Source organism: Methylobacterium sp. 092160098-2, from assembly GCF_028920805.1.
Lineage (GTDB): Bacteria > Pseudomonadota > Alphaproteobacteria > Rhizobiales > Beijerinckiaceae > Methylobacterium > Methylobacterium fujisawaense.
The window spans coordinates 2,311,549-2,329,721 of the sequence record NZ_JAQPZJ010000001.1; the positions used below are offsets into that span (position 1 = coordinate 2,311,549).

Annotated in this window: 16 protein-coding genes; 10 read left to right on the forward strand and 6 right to left on the reverse strand. The window is 64.6% G+C overall.

Going from position 1 to position 18,173, the window contains the following annotated elements:
* Window positions 1-294 precede the first annotated feature (294 nt).
* Both PQI07_RS10885 and PQI07_RS10890 read left to right on the forward strand, forming a co-directional pair.
* Entirely contained in the window at window positions 295-1,803 is a 1,509-nt protein-coding gene (locus PQI07_RS10885; RefSeq protein WP_182592696.1) for a glucosamine inositolphosphorylceramide transferase family protein, read from the forward strand.
* A gap of 216 nt (window positions 1,804-2,019) precedes the next feature.
* Window positions 2,020-2,181, forward strand: coding sequence for a YqaE/Pmp3 family membrane protein (locus tag PQI07_RS10890; protein WP_085987713.1), 162 nt, complete (start codon window positions 2,020-2,022; stop codon window positions 2,179-2,181).
* Between the two features lie 1,119 nt (window positions 2,182-3,300).
* Here the strand turns inward: PQI07_RS10890 and PQI07_RS10895 are convergent.
* Complete coding sequence (locus tag PQI07_RS10895) at window positions 3,301-3,912, reverse strand: glutathione S-transferase family protein (protein ID WP_043357054.1); 612 nt, start codon at window positions 3,910-3,912, stop codon at window positions 3,301-3,303.
* 94 nt (window positions 3,913-4,006) lie between these two features.
* On the opposite strand from PQI07_RS10895, the gene PQI07_RS10900 reads away from it, so the two are divergent.
* Complete coding sequence (locus tag PQI07_RS10900) at window positions 4,007-4,726, forward strand: helix-turn-helix transcriptional regulator (RefSeq protein WP_043387833.1); 720 nt, start codon at window positions 4,007-4,009, stop codon at window positions 4,724-4,726.
* A gap of 218 nt (window positions 4,727-4,944) precedes the next feature.
* Here PQI07_RS10900 and PQI07_RS10905 read toward each other — a convergent pair whose 3' ends face one another.
* A complete protein-coding gene (locus tag PQI07_RS10905) occupies window positions 4,945-5,232 on the reverse strand; it encodes a DUF8829 domain-containing protein (protein ID WP_043351475.1) in 288 nt (95 codons plus the stop codon).
* A gap of 550 nt (window positions 5,233-5,782) precedes the next feature.
* Here PQI07_RS10905 and PQI07_RS10910 point away from each other — a divergent pair.
* A complete protein-coding gene (locus PQI07_RS10910; RefSeq protein ID WP_236952737.1) occupies window positions 5,783-6,079 on the forward strand; it encodes a hypothetical protein in 297 nt (98 codons plus the stop codon).
* 294 nt (window positions 6,080-6,373) lie between these two features.
* Here PQI07_RS10910 and PQI07_RS10920 read toward each other — a convergent pair whose 3' ends face one another.
* Genes PQI07_RS10920 through PQI07_RS10930 form a run of 3 tightly spaced genes read right to left on the reverse strand, consistent with a single transcriptional unit; the run spans window position 6,374 to window position 9,344 of the window.
* A complete protein-coding gene (locus PQI07_RS10920) occupies window positions 6,374-7,282 on the reverse strand; it encodes a plasmid partitioning protein RepB C-terminal domain-containing protein (protein ID WP_075380978.1) in 909 nt (302 codons plus the stop codon).
* The gene (locus PQI07_RS10925) at window positions 7,279-8,178 is read right to left on the reverse strand and encodes a plasmid partitioning protein RepB C-terminal domain-containing protein (protein WP_075380977.1); all 900 of its coding nucleotides are present in this window, start codon (window positions 8,176-8,178) and stop codon (window positions 7,279-7,281) included. The genes PQI07_RS10920 and PQI07_RS10925 overlap by 4 nt, the downstream gene beginning before the upstream one ends.
* Window positions 8,178-9,344 carry a recombinase family protein gene (locus PQI07_RS10930; protein WP_274926607.1) on the reverse strand — a complete coding sequence of 389 codons (1,167 nt, stop codon included), beginning with the start codon at window positions 9,342-9,344 and terminating at the stop codon, window positions 8,178-8,180. The genes PQI07_RS10925 and PQI07_RS10930 overlap by 1 nt, the downstream gene beginning before the upstream one ends.
* 163 nt (window positions 9,345-9,507) lie before the next feature.
* Between PQI07_RS10930 and PQI07_RS10935 the strand changes: the two genes are divergently transcribed.
* Window positions 9,508-10,451 (forward strand): IS630 family transposase gene (locus tag PQI07_RS10935; protein WP_274926560.1). Its coding sequence is split into 2 segments (ribosomal slippage): window positions 9,508-9,844 and window positions 9,844-10,451, totalling 945 coding nucleotides; the frame shifts between segments, so codons are not numbered across the junction.
* Here the strand turns inward: PQI07_RS10935 and PQI07_RS10940 are convergent.
* Complete coding sequence (locus PQI07_RS10940; RefSeq protein ID WP_274926608.1) at window positions 10,396-10,851, reverse strand: recombinase family protein; 456 nt, start codon at window positions 10,849-10,851, stop codon at window positions 10,396-10,398. The genes PQI07_RS10935 and PQI07_RS10940 overlap by 56 nt on opposite strands.
* A 38-nt stretch (window positions 10,852-10,889) precedes the next feature.
* Here PQI07_RS10940 and PQI07_RS10945 point away from each other — a divergent pair, with 38 nt between their 5' ends.
* From PQI07_RS10945 to PQI07_RS10965, 5 genes are all read left to right on the forward strand, one after another.
* Window positions 10,890-11,285 carry a hypothetical protein gene (locus PQI07_RS10945; protein WP_075380976.1) on the forward strand — a complete coding sequence of 132 codons (396 nt, stop codon included), beginning with the start codon at window positions 10,890-10,892 and terminating at the stop codon, window positions 11,283-11,285.
* A gap of 131 nt (window positions 11,286-11,416) precedes the next feature.
* Entirely contained in the window at window positions 11,417-11,845 is a 429-nt protein-coding gene (locus PQI07_RS10950; protein ID WP_236952736.1) for a cache domain-containing protein, read from the forward strand.
* Window positions 11,846-12,065: 220 nt separating this feature from the next.
* Complete coding sequence (locus tag PQI07_RS10955) at window positions 12,066-12,872, forward strand: hypothetical protein (RefSeq protein WP_139231614.1); 807 nt, start codon at window positions 12,066-12,068, stop codon at window positions 12,870-12,872.
* Between the two features lie 433 nt (window positions 12,873-13,305).
* Window positions 13,306-15,996: a hypothetical protein gene (locus tag PQI07_RS10960; protein WP_139231613.1), complete on the forward strand. Its 2,691-nt coding sequence runs from the start codon at window positions 13,306-13,308 to the stop codon at window positions 15,994-15,996.
* A 614-nt stretch (window positions 15,997-16,610) separates the two neighbouring features.
* On the forward strand, window positions 16,611-17,849 hold the full coding sequence (locus PQI07_RS10965) for a tyrosine-type recombinase/integrase (protein ID WP_075380974.1): 1,239 nt from the start codon (window positions 16,611-16,613) through the stop codon (window positions 17,847-17,849).
* Window positions 17,850-18,173: the final 324 nt, after the last annotated feature.

Below are 18,173 nucleotides of genomic sequence, written 5' to 3' on the forward strand. Positions count from 1 at the left end.
GAGCCACAGGTGCCCCTGCGCGGCCGGCCGGCCTCGTGGGAGGAGGGCGCCGCCTGGGCCGGGCCTGACACTCGAGATCGATCCCGCGGGATTCCGGACCCGGCCGCCGAGCCAGTCGCCGGCAATCGCGCGCCGCGCGGATGATCGGGTTTCGGCACCCTCGCCGCTGTCCGGCAGCCGATCGACGGTAAATCCTATGGGCCGCCCAAAGTTATCACTCCCGTTACCAGCGGGAAAATAGACGGGATCGACAGTCATTGTCTCGAGCGACCCATCGATAGGAACCCGGCTGCCATGCATGTGAGAGTTCGCCTCGACGGCGCGAACCCGCGCCGCTGGCACGTCGCGCTGCTGACGCGACTCTCGGGCCTGCCCGGCATCGAAGCCGTCAGTGTCGAGGCCGCACCCGGCCCGGACGGTTGGCCGGTCCAGGCCGACCTCCTGTTCCGGCTGGAATCCCTGATCTTCCGGGTGGCCCCGAACGGGTCGGCGCCTGTGCCGCCGGCGGACTTGGCCGCCTGGACCGATCCCGCGGCCCCGGACCTCTTGCTCGACCTGTGTGGCGATGCGGTCGCCCGCTGCCCGGTCTGGCGGGTGGCTTACGATGGCGGCTTCGGCGAGACCGGCCTGCTCGGGAGCCTGCTCGCCGGCCGCGTGCCGCGCCTCGACCTGCTGGAAGGCGACACCGTCCTGGTCTCGGGACGCCTCGGATCGGACTACCGGGGCTCCATCGCGCTGTCGTTCGAGGACGCGCTGGTGCGCACGACCACGCTGGTCGCCGCCGCGCTGCGGGACCGATTGGCGGGCCGCGCCGCGGCTGAGACCCCGGCCCCGGCGGCCGCCGGGCCCGCGCGCCCGGCGCGGATCCGGGCGTCCCGACCGGCGCGGCTTCTGGCCCGCAGTCTCGTCGGCCGCCTGTACAGGCTGTGCTATCACGCGCCGCACTGGCGCACCGGATGGCGGGTTCTGCGCGGGCCGGATCTCATCGACCTGGGGCGCCATCCCGAGGGGGGATGGCAGATCCTGCCCGACGACGGCCGTCGCTTCTACGCCGACCCGTTCCCGCTCGCCGCCGATGGGACGACCCACGTCTTCGTCGAGGAATTCCCGCACGCGACCGGCAAGGCGATCATCTCGGCCGTCCGCTTCGGGCCGGACGGTCCCGTAGGGGCGCCCATCCCCGTGCTGGAGGAGCCGTATCACCTCTCCTACCCGTTCGTGTTCGCGCGGGCGGGCGCCGTCTGGATGGTGCCGGAGAGTTCCGCGGCGGGCACGGTCGATCTCTACCGGGCGACGCGCTACCCCGGCGGCTGGGTGAAGGAAGCGACGCTCCTCTCCGGCGTGGTCGCGAGCGACGCGACGCTCCTCGAACAGGATGGCCGCTGGTGGCTCTTCGCCACCGTGCGCGACGCCCCCCCCGGCGCCCCGGCGGGATCGGGGTGCCACCACGACGCGCTGTATCTCTGGTCGGCCCCCGACTTCCGGGGACCGTATGTGCCGCATCCGGCCAATCCCGTTCTGGTCGACCCCTCGTTCGCGCGGCCCGCGGGCCGGATCGTCGCGCGCCGCGGGCGCCTGATCCGTCCGGTTCAGGATTGCGCCCACGGTTACGGCCGCGCCCTGTCGCTGGCGCGGATCGACCGGCTGGACCAAGACGGGTTCGCCCAGACCGTCCTCGGCCGGATCGAGCCCGGGCCGGCTTGGCCCGGCAGCTGTCTCCACACGCTCAACGCCGGCGGCGGCATCGAGTGCATCGACGGATCCGGCCGGGCTTCGCGCCTCAGGGCGCGGCTCGGCGCCTAGAGCCGCACCCGGCCCCGGGCGAACCGGCACGGCGTCGGATGCCCGTTCTCACAAGCCCTCCGGCGCCGAACCGGCATCCGCCCTGCGCCCCGGAGCCTCGATCCGGGATCTCGATCCGGGACCTCGATCCGATGCGTGTCGCGGCGGAGGCCCGGCCCCCAGGAACCAGCCGGCGCTTTCCGTGTTCGCTCACGAACCCGGAGACACGTCACCCTCATGATCATGATCCTCATCTGCTTTCTCGCGCCATGGCTCGCCATGTTCCTGCGCGGAAAGGTGCTTCAGGGTATCCTCTGCATCATCCTCCACCTGACGATCATCGGATGGATCCCGGCGACGATCTGGGCCCTGGTCGTGACCCGGAGGGAGGCGGCCTGACGGACAGCGCCGGGCCGGTCGCGGACCGGCCCGGCTTACGCCCGAAGATCGACGGAGGCCGCACCGTCGCGGAAGGATCGATCCGAGCGATCCCACCGAGGGACGTGACCGGCCTGATGCTCGGACTCGGCTCCAGCGGCCGGCCCGAGCCTCGGGAGACCGGCCGAGGCGGCCGGCGGCGTGCCGACTCCGGCGGTCTCGAACCGACGATCCGCTTCGCACGGTAAAGGAATGTCGGGCCCGATCCCGCACGTTGGCGGGATTCCGGTTCGCTTTACCGTCGATTGGGAGCGGTGCACTGCGCCCGGCCGTCATGCGCCTGCCGGATCCCGCTGGGCCGGCCGGCGACTGGAAGTTGGCTGCGTGCGCGGCGGTGCCGCGATCTGCCCGGTCCCCGAACGCGACGACGGCGGGGCAAGAACCCCGCCGCCCGCGAAGACCGTCGCCAGGGCAGCCTCGCGGGCTGCCAGTCTCCGTCGCTCAGAAGCCCATCAGGACGCCGGCCGAGCCGGTCACCGTCATCGCGAGGCCGCCCAGGAAAGCGCCGATCATCGCGTAGGAAAAGCCCTTCAGAACCATGTCGTGCACTCCTTTCATCACGCGGCGGGCCTTCGGAGGCCCGGGAAAACCAACTGCAACGATGATGCCGGATCGGCCGGGCGCGTGCGGTGCGATGCGTCACGTTGCATTGCGGAACCGTTCGGCGCAGGTTCAGCGACACGGCTGAGCGTGCCCCGGCGCGGGACGGGATGCGGCGGTCGGCCGTCCCGCCGGTCCGTCCTACGCGAAATGCGCGGGAAGGCTCAGAGCCTGCGCGTAGGTGACCAGCGCGATCGCGCCCGCGATCAGGGTGGCGGCGATCGTGATGCGGTTCGTCCAGGTCATCGTCATCTCCATCAGATGTGCGGCGGCGTTCGCGGTGTGATCCTGATGTAAGCTCAAGCATTCAGGTCCGGCGTGTCCTGAAACACCCGCGGTGGAGGGCGCCCCGCACATCGTCTGCGCGGCGATGGCCGGCGGAGCCCGCACCGCGCTGCACGCCGGCGCGGTGCGGGCTCGGTCCGTCCTTCTGGCGCGGGCCCCTCCCCAGAACCGGCATCCGCTTCGGCGGAGGGCGCCCTAGGCACCCTGCTGAAGACCGGAGGCACCGTCCCGCGCCGCACCGCGGAGGGCGGCCGGTCGCGCCCGGCAGCGTTCCAGATAGGCCTCGAAGGCCTCGCTGGCCGGGAACGCGGCGCGGCCGAAGCCCAGCGCGCTGGCGATGAGGATGTCGGCGCCGGAAAACCTCTCACCCATCGCGTAGGGGCCGCGCGCCAGGGCGGTTTCGAGGCGGCGGACCACCGCCTCGTGGGCGCGGCGCTTCTGCGGCGATCCCGGGAGCTCGCCCGCCATGCCGGCGAACAGGGCAGGCTCGAACTCTGCCACGTACCAAGCCAGCCAAGTCAGGTATGCGCCGCGATCGGGGTCGCCGATCGCCGGCGCCAGCCCCGCTTCGGGGAAGTGCTCCGCCAGATGGAGCACGATGGCCAGGGACTCCGCGACCAGCACGCCGTTGTGCAGGAGGGCCGGGACGCGTTTGTCGGGATGCGGGTTGGCGGCATCCGGCACGCCCTCCCCCGTCATCGGCCGGAAGATCGAGACCGGCTCGATGGCGTAGGGAACGCCCAGCTCCTCCAGCAGCCAGATCATGCGTGAGGATCGCGATTGCGGGGCGTGATACAGGGTGATCATGGCGCGGTTCCTTCGTCACGGCGGGCGGGATGGCCGCGACGGGAGGCTTGTAGGACCACCCTGCTGACAGCATCCTGTCAGCAGGAGTCGAGTGATGCGCCGCGCCGACAGGCTGTTTCAGATCATCCAGATCCTGCGGCGTGCGCCGCGCCCGGTGACCGCCGCCGAGATCGCCCGGGAGCTGGAGGTGTCCGCCCGCACGGTCTATCGGGACGTGGCCGATCTCGTCGGCCAGCGCGTGCCGATCCTGGGCGAGGCCGGGCTCGGCTACGTGCTGGGCGAGACCTTCGACATGCCGCCGCTGATGCTGACACCCGACGAGATCGAGGCGGCGGTTCTCGGCGCGCAATGGGTTGCGGGCCGGGGCGAGCCGGTCCTCGCCAAGGCGGCGCGCGATCTCATCGCCAAGATCACCGCCGTCGTGCCCGAGCGCCTGCATCCGTTCATCGCCGATCCCTCGATCGGTACGCCGCCGGCTTTCACGCAGACCGCGGACGGGATCGATGTCGCGCGGACCCGGGCCTGGATCCGCGAGGGCCGCAAGATCCGCATCGACTACCGCGATGCGCGCGGCGATCCGAGCCGGCGCGTGATCTGGCCGGTGATCGTCGGGTTCTTCGATCAGGCACGGATGCTGGCCGGCTGGTGCGAGCTGCGCGGGGAATTCCGGCACTTCCGCACAGACCGGATCACGGACCCCGACTTCCTGGAGGAGCGGCACGGCCTCCGGCCCGCCGTCCTGCGCGCCCGGTGGAAGCGGAGCCTGTCGGGCCGGCCGGTGGGTCCGCACGCGCCGACGCAGGTCGTGACGTGAAGGCGTCGGGATCCCGGCTTGCGGCCACCCGCCGTCGAGGGCGGGCGCCCCCTGGCGTTCCGAACGCGATCCGGGTCGCGCCGCGATCGCCCCCGTCGCCCACCCGGATGCGAGCCGCCGGGCGACCCCGACCGCCCGGCTTTCACGCGCTGGCCGAACTGCGCCCGCGCCGCCCGGGGGCGGCGCGACGGATCGCCCTTAGGACGCCGCCGCGCTCTTCAGATCGCCCAGTCGGCCGCCAGTGCCGCGGCGGCGTATCGGGCGCGCGCCGCCGCATCTCTCTGAAGCCCGGCCCGCTCGCACCACGCGGCGAAGATCTCCGGCTCGATCGGCACGCGCACGACCTCTACGCCGCTGCGCTGCACCTCGCGTTCCATCTGTTCGGTGGCGACGCGCCACGTCTCATAGTCGGGCGGCAGCTTGGCGCCATCCGCCAAGCGCGCGCGCAACTCCGCGTAGCGCTCCGGAGCGTACCAGGGCAGGCCGACGCGGCGGGGGCGGTCCATGGGAGGCTCTTCGAACGGTCACGCTGAACGGCCATCAACGGTCCAGAGCGCTCTTCGGTTCGAACCAGGATGGCCGGAGCGGCGGTGATCGTGCCGCAGCGGCCGAACGCCCGATGGCCGAGCCGGCGGGTCGCCGCTACGCGGCCCTCATGGATATCGTCCCGTTCGCCCTCATAGCCTCCGCCCTCACGTTTTCCGGCTTCGTCGTGCTGCTCGGATGGCGGTGAGTTCCGCGGCGTCGAGGTCGCGTCGGTGCCGTGAACGCGGAGGAGGACGCTGCGGCACCGTGAAACCCGCTCCGTCATCCCCGCAGCGGGCAAGTTGCTGGCGACCCCGGTAGGGCTCGAACCTACGACCTGCCGCTTAGAAGAGGCGGATTCGCCTTGTCGCGACATTTAATGCAGTTGGATGTATCTTCTCAGAAATTGACGCTTTCCTTCCCAGCTTACACCAAGCGGTTCGACCTCGCTTCGCTCGACACTGCGAAACGATGTGGAACCCGATCGATTGGCGCGTTGCCACGTAACGGTAACCGCGACTGCTACCACGGATGAAGTACGTGCAACCTATGAGTCTGCCGCCTACAGATGACGACCGCGAATTCGAGCATTCGCCGCTGTCCGGCACCTTCAGTCGCGATGGTGGGAAGGTGGATGTTGAAATCTACCGCTATGCCGGCACGCAGGAGCCTTGGCGACTAGAGGTGATTGACCTGTCATCTGGTCGCTGCACTGCTTGGCTGGCAACCTTCGCGACGGATCAGGAAGCCTTCAACACCTTCGCTGCAATGGTCGAAGCGGACGGCATGGCATCGTTCGCCGCGTCGACGAGCACCACATCCCACTAATCTGGCCCCATGATGGCGGGATCGGCATTGAAGTCCGCGCAGTCGCCGCTGGAAGGATGCTCGGATGGGCCGCTGCGAAGCCATCGACCCAAGAGCGATAGATGCATTTTCGGCTCTATCGGAACTGTGCAGGTTCGAGCGCACCTGAATCTACTCTCGTTGATGCCTGCAATCACAATTTCAGACATAACAGCCTGCGCAGCCTCGTGCCCACCGATTTCATCTTGGAAGCGCGGACGAAAGAGCTCGATCGCTTCAGGATCAATTCATCACACCTTTCCCGAGACCATCCATCTAGGCGACGGCATCGACCGACAGGGTGGACGTGATGTCTGAGATGGCCACGAATTGCTCTAGGTAAGCGGGATACCTGCTCTCCAGAAACCGCCGGACGCGGTGATTCGCGAGAAGCTTGGCCAAGTAGCCCTTGGCCACCATCAGATGCAGATTGTCCTGGCTGAACGACGCTTCCACCGACCCGATGGCCGCCTGCATGTTAGCGAGTTCGCGTTCCATCTGGGCCATTGCAACGGCTGAGATGCCCTTGGGCTTGATCTTTGCTCCTTTCACGAGCTCGGTCTCGGATGCGGTGGATAGCATCCCGGCGGCGAAGGCGACGCTGAAATTGTTATGGTTGACCATCACATCCGCCGTCTGCATCTGCTTCAACGGCTTCATCTTCCGCAGGATGTCGAACACAGCCATGGGACAATGTCTATCGGACAATTGCGCAATGACCTCCGGGCAGATGCCGTCGAGCAATTTTACCCGCCGCTGCACGCTCACAACGTCGAGTGACATAGCGGCAGCAATTCTTCCTTCTGGAACGCCTCTCTCAATGGCACGAACGATCATCGCGCGCTCTTGAACCGGCGAAGGGCGGTTGATGTACCTGTTGTAGGTGAAAGCCTCGTCGTCAGTCGACACTAGGCACTCGACCTCTGTGTGTCCCTGTTCCTTGAGGACCTCGATACGCATGTGCCCGTCCAGCAATAGATATCGGTCCGGGACGGCACGATCGCGTGCAACGACAGGCGGCTCGACCAATCCTATCTCTCGAACCGACTGGGCGATCTGAGCATATTTGGAGCTGGCCTTGACCGACGCTCGTAAGGTCTTGACCGGCGTAAGCGCGGCGATCGGGACAAAAATTGTTTCGGGCTCGAAGCCAAACGACAACGATCGCCGATTCGAGTTGTTCATGTCAGGCCTCCATTCATCCGGCGGTCAAGGTCGGACGGCATGGCATCCAAATCCTCTGCGCGGAGCAGCGTGACAAAGTCCTCGTCCGACCTGAGCCGTCGGAGCGCTTCAACGACGAACATCAGGCGGGACTGTGTGACCTCAGCCTTCTTTGCGAAAATCCGCTGCCGATCAGCTTCCTTCTGGTAGATTCTAAGGAGTGCTGAGGTCGAGCTGGGCCGGTAATTCTTATCCTTGTTGCGTCCGAATGGGGTCATCGGGGTAACACGCCCAGACTTGAACCTAGCGTCGATCAAGCGACGAACCTTCACAAGCTTACCGCCCTTGAGCTTCTTTTCGGCGTAGGCCTGCGTGAGGAGCGCCTGCACGCCAGCCTCGTCCGACTTAGATATCTGCATGGCGACGCTAATGGGCAGGACGCCGGTCTCTACGGCAGCGAGAAGGCGCTCCTCGCCGTGACTAATCAGGTTGGCGATCATGTTCACCCATTCTGGCGTGCAACCGATCTTGGCGGCGATCTCCCGGTCGCTGTAGCCGCGGCCGCGAAGGGTTCCGACGTCGTGCAGGAGTTCCGCTGGCCGGTGCTGCCTGCGGGCGCAGTTCTCGACGAGGCTCCTGACAAGGCAATCTTCCTCGCTCGCCTCGATCACGATGGCCGCGACTTCGGTCTCGCCCAGCTCCACGCATGCTCTGAGCCGTCCCTCACCGCAGACGACCCCATAGGATTCGGCCCCGTCCGCGGATGGGATTCGAGTCAAGGTGATGGGGCGCTTTAGACCGACGTTGTCGATGTTTCGGACGATCTCACCAAATTTGCGACGCTCACGCGTCCTGGGGTTGAGGACGGTGATCCGATCCACCGCGATCATTGCGATTCGCCTGCTGATGTGCTCCATCACGCCGCCTCCGAGAAGCTGGCCCGAGCGCCCAGCGAGTAGAAGAAGCACAGATCGTCGAACCGGTATCCGTCGAGCGACAGTCCGTTGAATTCAGCCAGCCGTAGGGTGGGCTCGGTCATGTCGATCCGAGGAAGGACGTAGTAGTCGAGTGGGGCCAGGTTCCCGATGTCCATTCGCACGGCCAACGTCACGTCCGGCGCCAAGCCTGCATCCAGGCGAATGCGCCAACGCGAGTGGCCGGCCTCAGTTTGACGATTTCGGGCGATCACGACCGACGCAACGAACTCGCCGTTGACGGTCAGGAGATCGGTTGCCGGATCACGATGGACAGACCCGCCGGCATCGCGCAGTCCGGCTATAACCTCGTCGACGACGCCGGGATGCAGGTCGCGGAGCCGGCGGTTGATCTCTAGGTATCGGTAGTCCCGGCCCGGCGCGTACCCCACCATCTGATAGGCTCGTAGTAGGCTGCCAAAACGTCGGCGGTAGACGCTGCTCGACGGCATGTCGTCCCGCTCGTCGATGATGAGGCCCGACAGTGCCCCGGTTGCCCGCAGCAGCCCAGATAGCAGCGCGAGGAGCTCGGCGTCGTCGTAGCGCTTGCTGCGCCCCTCCACGATAGCCCTGGCGCGTTCGAAAAGGTCCCGAGGTACAGCGGCCCGAAAGGCATCCCGGGCGACGATCCACCGCTCCGGAGTGTTAACTACACGACAACGTTTGAGACGGTTCGACACGCGGTTATAGACGTTGTCACCAGCGTACTTCGGGTTGGTTAGGACCTGATGCACGGTGCCGCGCGTCCATGGGCGCCCGAGGTCGGTGCGGACACCATCCTGATTCAGAGTGGCGGCAATCTCGCGCTCAGGCACCCCAGCGACGAACAGGTCGTACATCCGGCGAACCGTGAGGAGCTCAGTCTCCGGGCCCGGTACGAGGATGACTCTGTCAGTCTGAAGGCTTTTGCGCTCGCCATATGAGAGTTCCGCTTTCGGCGCGCGGCCCTCATCCACGAGAAGTCTCCGCAGGCCGTACCCAGCCATCCCCCCTTGTCGGAAGCCCTTCTCGATCAGACGGCACTGCCCGGCATAGACCTTGTCGGAGAGTTCCCGACTGTACTCGGCCGCCATGTAGCGCTTGAGCGATTTCATGATGCCGGAAGCCATGCTCCCGTCATTCTCGAACTGCTCGGCACAGTAATGGACTCGGATCCTGGCCTGCCGACAGATGTACTCTAGAGCGTTTTCGGTTTGGGCTGAGTCGGCTTGGTGGGGTTCACGCGGCGCTGGGAGGCTGATTCACTAGGCCGGTCGACAGCTGGAGTGATGCATGGGCCGCCCCTACAGCTTGGACCTGCGCGAGCGGGTGGTGACCGCGGCTGCGGCGACCTCGCGCCGTCAGGCGGCCGCCCGCTTCGGGGTCGGCCAGGCAACCGCGATCCGCTGGATGGCGGCGCTCGCCGCGACTGGGACGGTGGCCGCCCGGCCGCAGGGGCGTGCCCGCCGCTCCAAGCTCGACCCGTACGAGACGTTCCTGCGTACGCTGATCGACGAGAAGGTTGACATCACCCTGGAGGAGATGCGCGCCCGGTTGCAGGACGAGCATGGCCTCACCGTCGGGCTCGGCACGCTGTGGGCCTTCCTCGACGCGCGCGACCTGACGTACAAAAAAAGACGGCCCACGCCGCAGAGCAGGATCGACCGGACGTGAAGGCCGCCCGGGAAGCGTGGTTCGAGAGCCAGCCCGATCTCGACCCGGACCGGCTGGTGTTCCTCGACGAGACGTGGACCGCCACCAACATGGCCCGCACCCGCGGGCGCTGTCCCCGCGGCCAGCGGCTGCGCTCCCCCGTCCCGCACGGTCATTGGAAGACCACGACCCTGGTGGCGGGCCTGCGCCTGTCCGGGATCGCCGCGCCGTTCGTGCTCGACGGGCCGATCAACCGCGACGCCTTCCAAGTCTACGTCGATCAGGTCCTGGTGCCCGAACTCGCACCCGGGGACATCGTGATCATGGACAATCTCGGCAGCCACAAAGGCCCGGCCGTGCGCGCGGCGATCGAGGCGGCAGGCGCGCGGCTCCTGTTCCTCCCGCCCTACTCGCCGGACTTCAATCCGATCGAGATGGCGTTCTCGAAGTTGAAGGCGGGGCTGCGCAAGGCCGCCGAGCGCACGCGCGAAGAGCTCTGGACCACAATCGGGCGGCTCGTCGATGCCGTCACGCCCGACGAGGCCGCAAACTTCTTCGTCGCGGCAGGATACGACCCCGATTAAACCGAAACCGCTCTAGGTGCGCTCCCTCATCGGCGTCCTGGAACCTGCCCCAACGGCTGATGTCGTAGACCAGGATGGCCTCAAAGTCTGCGCGACCTGAGACCACATCGTCGATCAGACGCCGGAACGCTTCACGCCCGTCGACGGTCAGGCCGCTCCGGCCGGCATCCTCGTAGACGCGGACTACGTCGAACCCGCGACGCTCGGCATATATTTGGATGTGTGCGAGTTGACCCTCCGTGGAGAAGCTCTGCATGTCCGTCGACATGCGTAGGTACGCAGCCGCGCGGGTCAGCCGGCCCGTGCCGCTGTCCAATGTCGGTGTCCGTCGCCCCGAGCTCAAGGACGCACCTCCCGCTGCCGGCCCTAGCCGCCGGCGATGGTACCGAATGGTGGCCATGCATGCCGGCGCCTGACCCTATGCGTAGGAGGCCGAGGATGTCGTTTCCGAAAAAGGGCAGATCATTACCGATCGCGGGCGGTGCCAGTGGCGGCGAACGTCCTCCGTCAGCGGTCGCCAGCGAGATCTGCGAGGCCCTTCGGCGGGAACTCGGCACGACGCCGGCCGCCGCTAAGATCGCCATGGGTTGGACGGGCGCAAGCGAGCGGACAGTCAAGAACTGGTTCGCGGGTCGCTACGGTCCGAATGAGGAGCACCTCGTGTCTTTGGCTGCGAAATCGGACGCGGTGCTTGTCGCCTTCCTGACCCTGGCGGGTCGGACCGAACTCGCCGCCACCGCATCAATAGTAGACATACGTAATAGTGTGCGACAGATGCTAGGAATACTGGACGAAATGCTTGAATCATCCGCAAGATCGATCCCAGATATCTAATGAAAAAGCCGCTATATGTAGGGATATGTCAATCGTATTCGTGATTCTATTCTGAAGCGGACTCGCCACTCTCGATCCAGCAGGAGATCATGATGACTAGGCAAACAGCAACACTCTGGGCATCAGGTCTGATGGCCTTGGTGCTGACAATTGGGCCAGCAACGGCAGCCGAGTTCGCGACGAAGGAAGAAGCCGTCGCCATGGTGAAGAAGGCAGTTGTCTTCATAAAGGAACAGGGGGACGCCACGGCCTATGCCGAATTCAGCCAGAAGGGCGGCCAGTTCCACGACCGCGATCTTTACATTACCGTGCTCGGCCTGGATGGTAGGGTCCTTGCCCATGGACAACGGGCCGACTTCATCGGCCAAAATCTGATCGACGCCAAGGATCCGGACGGCAAGCTATTCATCAAGGAGCGGAGCGATCTGGCACTCCATAACGCTTCGTTCTGGCAAAGATACAAATTCATGAACCCCGCGACGCAGAAGGTCGAGGTGAAGGATATGTATTGCGAACGTCTCGGTGAGACGAACGTCTGCGGTGGCGTCTACGGTACTTGAGAAGCTGGAGCCATCGTCTGGGTAGGCGCTTCCGGTCTGTACGCGCTTGAGCGTGCAAACGTCTTTCGAGGCCGCGCTCGGTTTGCCGACCGAGTGACAATCCGACGAGCGCGCATCCCGCATGTCGGGGGATGCCGCCCTACAGACGACCAGACAGCATCACCATAACGAAGTTGCAAGCGCGCCGACCTACGCTCGCGCAATAATGTGGAGCATGGCCGTGGCCAGAACTCGTCGTCTCGAAATCGACTGGTCCGCAATACGCGCCGAGTTTGACGGCATTCGCGCAGCCATAATTCCCTTCAGGGTTGCTTCAGAGCAAGACATCGAGCGTTGTAAGCTAAGCGACATGACTCATGGCATGATCGCGAGCAAGCTCGTTGAGGATTGGCGGCGGAACGATTGCGTCGTGATCCTCGACAAAGAGAAACGTGAACGTCTCACCGACCTAGCATACATGTTGGGCTTTTCGGATGACGACAATTTCACCGATGACAAGTACAAAAACGATGGCCGCCCGAACTGGAGACAACTCGAAGAATTGCTATCCCAACAAACCGTAAACACCGAATTTCTGCATCTATGGTCGCTCTTGAATTTTTACTTCGGGGTTTATGTTGAGCTATATCTTGGAAATGAAGCTATATACAAACGCGAGTTTCATCAATGTATGATGTCGATCGGTGATGCCACCCAGATCCAGCGCCATTGGTATGCGCATTGGATGCACGAGACAGTCCAGAGTAAATCGCGAGACATTGGCGATGCACGCAGTGAGCTGATTGCCGTCATTGAGAATATAAAGGCCGGCGAGCTGAAGCCTTGGGGGCCATACCAGGTCGAGTGGTACGAGTGCATGCTCGAGAAGCGGAAAGGATCCGGCGGCCGGCCAGATCAATACTCTGGTGATCTCAAAACTTCTTACACGAAGATTTCTTTGGCTGAGATTAGCCGCATGGTGCAGGACCCCCTGGTCCCGCGGCGCGTTCTCCCGCCGCTGTCGGCGAATCGGTTTGAACGAGCTTGAAATCAGACCCTGAGGGTCGGGAAGCCACGGGCTGAACACCGTCGTACCGTTCTCCGCGTCGCCATAGAGCTGACGCGGAGTGAGTACGATGCGTAGCGTAGACCGCCATACGAGCGAAGCCGAATCTTACCTAACACTTCGTCAGGCAGCCCAGGCGTTAAACGTGCCGTACTTCAAAGTACAGCGCGCAGCCCGTCTCGGTATCGTGCCAGTGTACCGCCTCCTGAACTCTCGTCCGTACGTTAAGCGCTCTGACCTTGAGCGGGTCATGAGCGGGAACTGCTCGCTCTAGGACTGACGCTCACTCGGCGGGCTCATCCTCGAAGCCCCATAACGAACGCTGTTCGCGTCACGCGATAGCCGTTCGTGCCCTGCACCCAACCATTCAAATCCCATTCAACTTGCGGCTTACAGGCCGCTGGAAGGCAGTTCTATGTCCGGTAAGCGTAACAGTGCGCGGGCCGTTGCCCAGCGTGAAATCGGCCCTGTGGAGTTCCTAAAGGCCGTCCATGGAGACGACTTCGCTGGCGTCCAGGCGCTCTTCGTCCTGCCCACAAAGCAGACCGCCTTCTTCGATCACACTCAGTGGAGCGTACTTGGCGATGAAATCGAGCGCCTGAAGGGCGAGAACGACCTCTACGGCGTGATTGGCACCCAGCAGAAGCGGCTCTCGGCGCGGTCTCGCGGCAGCATTGCAACGGTCCGGCAGGTGTCCGGGCTCTTCGTCGATGTCGACTTTGCCGTGATGAAGAACAGCGCTAAGCGGTACGTCGCGGACGCCGCGGCCGCCGCCGTGATCCGCGAGGGTCTTCCTCTACCTCCCTCAGCGGTCGTCTCGACCGGCAACGGCGAGCACTGGCACTGGTTTCTCGACCGGCCCTTCGTCATTGAGCACCCGGACGAGCTCGAAGCGGCCAAGCGGGTCACCGCCGCATTCAGCCGCCACATGCAAGCGATCTTCCGCGAGCGCGGCGCCGAGATCGACGCCGTCGGCGACATCACCCGGGCGTTCCGCCTCCCGGGGACGCTCAATCTCAAGGGTGGCGCGAAGAAGCCAGTCGTGCTCCTCGCGTTCGATCCGGCCAAGCGCTACCGGCTCGCCGAGATCGAGCGGATCATCACGCCGCCGGCCGCACCGCCGACGCGGCCGGCCCGTAAGCGACGGCCGAGCGATGGGTTCGGGCAGGCCGATCACGAGGAGATCCGGCGCGGGTGCTCCTGGTACGAGCTCAAGACCGGCGACGGGGTGGCAACCGCGTCCGAACCCGAGTGGTTCGCGGCAGCGAGCATCACTGCGTGTTGCCGCGACGGCGAGGAGATCTTCCACGCCTACAGCGGTGCGCATTCTGGCTACGATCAGAGTGAGGCGCAGAAGAAGTTCCAGCGGGCGGTCGAGGCTGACGCACCGCGTACATGCGAGTCGATCGAAATTGATCTCGGCCACGACGGGTGTCTCGCGTGCCCGTACCACGGAAGGATCAAGTCGCCCGTCCAGATTGGCTCCGGACCTCGACAATACAGTCCAGGCGAAGAAGGACCTATCCCGCTCGGCTACAGCCGGGACGGCACCTTCGCCCTGCGCGATCCAGTCCGCAACATCATCATCCCCGCTAGCGCTCAGCAGCTCTTGTCGAGCCAATGGCTTCAGGGCGTCGCCCCTTCCTCGTTCTGGGGGCGCCAGTTCCGTGATGACAGGCGACCCTTCAATGCCGCGGCTGCGGGCGAAGCGCTGATCGCTGCGTGCAAGCGCGCTGGTCCCTTCGATCCTCTGGAAGTCCGCGGTCGCGGGGTCTGGGTCGAGGAGCGGGAGATCGTGCTCAATCTGGGTGGGCCGATCCGCGAGGGCCTAAAGCGGCAGTATCTCTGCTTCAAGCCGATCTCCCTGCCGCCCGACGCTAGCTTTGACACGCGTCGCTTGGCGGACCTTTTGGAACAGTTCAAGTTCCGCGACACGAAGAACGCCAGGTTGCTGTTCGGATGGCTGGCGATCGCGCCGATTTGTGGCGTCCTCGACTGGCGTCCGCATTGCTTCGTCTTTGGTCCACCGAAGGCGGGGAAGAGCACGCTACACGGCCTCGCCACAGCGCTTCTCACCCCCCTCGCCATCTCGACAACGGGCGATAGCTCCGAGGCGGGAATCCGCCAAGCCATCGGCCCAGATAGCTTGCCGGTGATCATCGACGAGTTCGAGAGCGATCAGAGGCAAGGGCGCCTGAAGTCGATCATCATGCTCGCCCGCAGCGCGTCGTCTGGAGACACCCCGATTCTTAAGGGGACCCCTGACGGGAAGGCGATGCAGTTCAGCCTGCGCACGACCTTCTTCTTCAGCGCGATCAATCCCACCGGCCTTTCGCCAGCGGATGCCAGCCGTATTCTGCTGTTCGAACTCTTGATGCACGAGAATGACCAGGAAGCGGCGCGTCGCATCACCACGGACCTAGCTTACTTCGCCGACTCCGGCCCGCGGTGGTGCGCGTTCATGGCCTCGAAGGCCTTGCTGATCGCACCAGCCCGCTTGGCCTTCGAGGCCGAGATGCCGGGGATGGATTCGCGTCTCCGGACGAACATAGCCACGCTTCTCGGTGCCGGTTTCGTGGCCCTGCACGGGCGTGTTCCAACGAAGGACGAAGCCGTCACAGAAGTCGCTGAGTTCGCTTCGACGACAGCCGAGCATGCCGATGTTGTCGACCGCGACGATGCTGTCGAGGCGCTGCATCACCTCCTCGCATACCCGATCGGTAGCACGTCACTCGGGCAGTGGATCGCTCGCGAGCGTCGCGACAGGATGGAGATCGGAGACAAGGACACACGGCCAAGCGCTCAGTTTCTAGCAAGCCTCGATATCGCGATGAACATCAAGAACAAGGAGCCAGGATTTTTCCTGCTCAGGGGCGCGCCCGGAATCGATAAGATCTTCAGGGACACGAAGTGGGCTGACGGCACATGGATGCATGCGATCCGCAAGTACGAGGGCGCATTTACGCCGAGCAATCCTGTTTACTTCAGCAACATGAAGAGAAAAGCCAGGGCGATTGGCATCAAATTCGACATCCTGCCCGATCCAACCGAAGCGCCGAGTGAACCGGAGTGCGGTAGTAGAGGAGGCTTATTCCCCGAGTATTGATTGGCTCACACGGGGTATGCGGACCTGACGCAGGATCGAATGGATGTCCCATCGGGAATAATGAGAGGTCGATATATATGTTGGGGCGCGATGCGACCGCTACACGCAGATCCCCTCTACCCATTTCTCTCGCTGTCTGTCCCGTCCTGCGTCTTAAGCGAGGGGTAATGCCGCACAGTACGATCGAAGTACAACAGGACGCAGGACGGGACGGACGTCGCATTACGCGTGGGGGGAGGGTGCACGCGACCGCGCGGGATCATCACCGCATATAACCCCCCCCTCTCTCCCTCTATCCAGTGCCGTCCGTCCTGTCCTGCGTCCTAGCAGCTGCGACCTACCGCTTCGCGGGCGTTGAGCCACGGCCTGCGAAGCTCAACCGGCTGTATTCCTGGCATCGGACGAGTACGATCGGTCGTATCTCAGGCCGCTCGATGAATGCATTTCAAGCCCGTGGTTCCATTTGGGGTTACGAGCGGACCTGCCAAAAAGTCTCGGGCTGATGTCTGACGAGTGCTGGTCGCGCGCCGTCCGTTAACCGCGCCTCCGTCCGAATAGTTGTTTCTCCTTCAACCGCATGGTTTTCTTTGCAAACCTCTTGTGGAGCGAGTTCTATGTCCTCCAAGCCGTTCAACATCTCATTGACGAAGCGCGACCGTCAGCGCAAGCTCCGTTCCGGTGAGATCGTCGTGAATACCCGCTGGGTTTTGAATTACTCCGACCCGAAATCCGGTCAGCGCACACAGCTGTTCTTCGTCCGTCAGAAGGACGCCATTGCCAAGCGCAACGAGATTCAGGCCGCAGTCGAAGCGCGGGCCTATGTCCCTGACCGCGACGTCATCACGGTCGCTGACGCGGTGGCGCGCTGGCTTGAAGGCCGGCGCGGCGACGTGAAAGGCCGGACCCTGTTCGGATACGAGCAGGGGGCCCGCTACATCACTGGGCCGCTCTTGGTCTCGGCGACCCCTGCCCAGCGCCGCATCTTTACCGAGACTGGTCTCGTGCCGCACGGTACGTCGCTCGCACCGATGCTCGGCGCTACGAAGGTCACTCGTCTCGGGACCGGCGACATCCGCGCTTGGCATAAGCTTCTCGTGCGGGAGGTCGGGCCTTCCACCGCGGCACGAGCCAAGAAGTACCTGGGCAGCGCGCTCGCGCTGGCGGCCGAGGATCTCGGTATCCGGCCACCTACGATGCCGACCCGGTTGAAGGCCGCGCCGCGGGTGCGCAAGGCCATTCTCACGCCCGCACAGATCGCGGCTGTCCTGACCGTCGCTGAGGCTGATGCAGAACGCGGCCCATATGTCGCGTTCCCGTTCCTTGCCGGTGCCCGGCCCAGCGAACAGCTCGCTCTTCTGTGGGAGGATGTCGACTTCGAGCGGAACGTCATCCGTATCAGACGAATGCAGGAGATGGACGGCCGGCAGTGCGAAGTCACGAAGACGGATGCCGGGCGGCGAGACATCCCGATGTCGGCGCGGCTGCGCGCTCTGCTGGTCTCGTGGCAGGAGATCTGCCCCAAGCGCGACGGCGAACCACATCGAGTGTTCCCCGGTCTCGGAAAGCGGCAGGCGTGGCCGCTGCCGAGAGTCGGAGGCGGTGGAATCCTGCTGTACGCCAACTTTCGCACGCGTATGTGGGCGCCGCTGCTGAAGCGGGCCGGTGTCCCGTATGTCACCCCACACTCGGCGCGCCACGCGTTCATCTCGATTCTTCAGGCCGAAGGCATCGAGGTGGGTCTCGTGGCGAAAATCGCCGGCCATAAGAGCCCAGCGGTAACCCTGAGCCACTACACGCAGGCCGTCCGGGGCGGGGAAGCCGCTTCGAGTGCGATCGATCGAGCCTTCGCATAGCAGCGGCTTTCCACGCGTGTCGCGCCTACAATATTGCAGCTTTGCTCACTGGCGCCCATGGTGCGGACGGCCAGCGTGTCAGGTGGGGACATATAGAAATTAGCAGAATGATCCGCGCATTTAGAACGGCTGTACACGGCCGTTAACCGCATTGGGGGTCGGAAAATTGTTCGACACTACCTCGCGTGTTTTTGTGTTCTGGCAAAGCATCCTGACCAGAGAAACGCGGCAATGTCGAGCAGCCCCCGCCACGAGACCTCCTCTAGGGTTGCTGGAGCTGGGCTGGTTGGCCGCCGTCTCGCCGCTGCTCATGCAGAGGCCGCC